The organism is Anoxybacillus pushchinoensis, from assembly GCF_900111795.1.
GTDB lineage: Bacteria > Bacillota > Bacilli > Bacillales > Anoxybacillaceae > Anoxybacillus > Anoxybacillus pushchinoensis.
On the sequence record NZ_FOJQ01000098.1, the window covers coordinates 1 to 2,822 of the forward strand.

A 2,822-nucleotide genomic window follows, 5' to 3' on the forward strand; every position below is an offset into this window, starting at 1 on the left:
GGGAATGAATTTTTTAAACAAAAGCAGAGAGCCAATCTATGACCCTCTGTTTCTACAAATCTCGACATATATCGGGGCGTGACAGGCACGCTGCACAAAAAAGACAAGCTCTAGACGAACCTGTCTTTGTGAAATAATTGGATTCAATTTGAAAATAAGCATCAAACTCTTTATTGCGAGTAAACTATCGATAATCAGATAATATTTGAAACATTGTAAGACGCTGCTTAAATAGATAAGGAAGTTCCATCAACCAGTCAAGAAGATGATCATAGTCTTCAGAGTTCAATTGATAATCGTATCGTTTTTTAAACAAAGAAATGCTTTTTTCGACACGTTCTAATTGAGAGCGATGAATGGAAAACGGATTTAAATTCTTTTCAAATTCTTGAAACATCTTATATCCATCTGTTTCGAACCATGTATATACTTGATTTGCTTTTGAACGCAAATATTCACTCTGATTGGATGAAGTTAGTTTATCACGCACATCTCTTACCTGTTTAAATATCCAGTCAAAAAACTGATTAAAAACATTTGATAACTCAGCTCGATGGTCTTTATATACGGACGGGAAATGTGCTGGATTCCAACGCTGAAAGTTAATGTTTATATAAGGACGTTGTTCAGCCACCCGATACTTTACCTCATAAGACATATAAATCCCTCCTAACATAAGGGAATGCGTACAACTCCTAAGCTTACTATATCATATTTAACAAGTAAATCCACAAAAAAGTATTGACATTTTTCATAATTTTATGCAAGAAGATTGTTTATACATGTCATAATAAATACAAAAACAGCCTCCCGCTGACACTCATTCAGCAGGAGGTTTTCTATTTACTTCCCGTTGCGGCTATGCCATTTCCACGCGCTTTCGATGATTTGTTCTAATGAATATTCCGCTTTCCAGCCAAGTTCTTCGTAAATTTTTTGCGATGACGCGACAAGGCGCGCCGGGTCACCCGGGCGGCGGTCGGTGTACTTATCGGGGCGTGACAGGCACGCTGCACAAGGTTATCAATATCCATGGCAATGACCAAGCCATCCCCCTAATGTTAAATCTTTGACAAACTTCGAAGCACGGCAGGTATTATCCCATAACAGGGGCTAATTCATCCAATGTTGCACCTTGGAAAGAAGGAATCTCGCACTCAAAGGCTACTTTCAGCCACCAATGAGGTGTTGATTTTTCATTCATATACACAACACGAACAGAAGGGTTCACTCCATTTTCTAACAAGGAAAAGATGGCCTTACTATAAAAAGCCGGAACATATCCAAGCTTCTTCCCCCCATGAGTATAAATAGCAACAGCATGAGGGTCATAAGCGTTTGTTGGTTCTTGTACTAATTTCAACGTTTCGTTAATGGCTAGCCATGTTGCCCAATTTTGAGGAAGATTTTGATGGCGCATGCCATGAACAAAAAAGCTGACGCGCAGCTTGCCATCGTTTTCAAGACGCAGCGGCTGCTCAAAAGAATAAGTGTCGCTGGCTAACCGCCCACGTGTTTGTTGAAGCAAGTCCATCTTAGTGGAATTCTCATCCAGACCTAAATCGGACAAAATGGCTTTAAAATCCGCACGATCTGGTGACGGCAATCGGCGTTCAAACGCCGGAAACAGCTCCTTTGATCGATATATTTTAGTTGGGTCTGGGAAAGCTGGATGCAACATATACCCGTTATTCAATGCATCTTTCAGTTTTCCGTGACCAGAGGCATTATAGGTGTAAGTGAACTCATAATAGCCATCATAATGAGAAAGAGTTCCTATATGATAAAAAGAACGGGTTTTGGGATTTTGCCAAACCACTAAAAGTGTATGAACTTTTTTCATGTTATTGATCACCCCTTCCAATCCACTCCAATATTTTCTTTCTTCGAAAAGGCACTATACTCAATAACCAGTCTTTTTGTGCCTCGCTTAAAATATCTAATGATTGAATAAAATCAGAATACCTTATTAAATCAAATTCAACTAACTTTTGGATACCTTGATGAAACTCATCTGTAAAGTTTTTACTAATATATGTTAACAAGTCTTTAGCTTTGACTTTTTTCTTTTCAAATATACCCGCCTTAACCTTTGTTTTCTCGGTATATTTGTTCATTTCTTGGGGATTCGAAACCATTTGCATGAGCTTTTCATCATCAAATCGAAAACCTAAGGAAACACCGTTATCATAAATGGGGGAGAACTTTGCTCCTGTTTCGAGAAATAGTAATTTCCAATTAAATGGGTGCCTATCTTGATTGCCAATAAGAATATCAAACAATTGCATATCTATAAATTCTGATTTTATGGCCTTCCAATATGCAAACTCCCTCATTATTTTGAATCCAGCATCAATAAGTTCCATGCCCTTCAATGAGGATTCTTGGAGCTTCGTATAATCATCTACTAGTGCTGATAATAAAACTCCGCCTTCTTCAGCCATTTTTGCATCATATTCTTTTACAAAATTTCGCAGAAGACATCCTCTTCTACCATTCCTTGTTACAATTTCCACATCCATCATTTCCAAACCAAATATAGCTCCAATTTCAGCAGCAATTAATTCTGTAATATCCTCCCAAGAAACTCCTTCTTTAAATTGTCGAGGATATTTTATAAGATAATGTATTTTCTCTGGAGATATCAATTCCTCTTTCTCCAATGTGCTTTTTCTACCATATCCGATCCGTTCCCAATCACTAACATCTCTCAACAATGCTAATCGTTCCTTTTTGTATAAATCTTATACCTGAATCCGTGACAAAACATCTTTACAATGGATGCAAACCGTTGATACGATAAGGGAAAACGACGTTGACGA

At 37.8% G+C, this 2,822-nt stretch carries 3 protein-coding genes and 1 pseudogene; all 4 read right to left on the bottom strand.

Features of this window, described 5'->3' with window-relative positions; translation table 11 throughout:
* Positions 1–184: 184 nt before the first annotated feature.
* Entirely contained in the window at positions 185–658 is a 474-nt protein-coding gene (locus tag BM213_RS14190; protein WP_091705230.1) for a hypothetical protein, read from the bottom strand.
* 185 nt (positions 659–843) lie between these two features.
* A pseudogene (locus BM213_RS14575) lies at positions 844–990 on the bottom strand (GDP-mannose 4,6-dehydratase); the annotation flags it as partial.
* 106 nt (positions 991–1,096) lie between these two features.
* Positions 1,097–1,843: an HIRAN domain-containing protein gene (locus tag BM213_RS14195; RefSeq protein ID WP_091705233.1), complete on the bottom strand. Its 747-nt coding sequence runs from the start codon at positions 1,841–1,843 to the stop codon at positions 1,097–1,099.
* 1 nt (position 1,844) lies between these two features.
* Positions 1,845–2,717 carry a HipA domain-containing protein gene (locus tag BM213_RS14200; RefSeq protein WP_091705236.1) on the bottom strand — a complete coding sequence of 291 codons (873 nt, stop codon included), beginning with the start codon at positions 2,715–2,717 and terminating at the stop codon, positions 1,845–1,847.
* Positions 2,718–2,822: the final 105 nt, after the last annotated feature.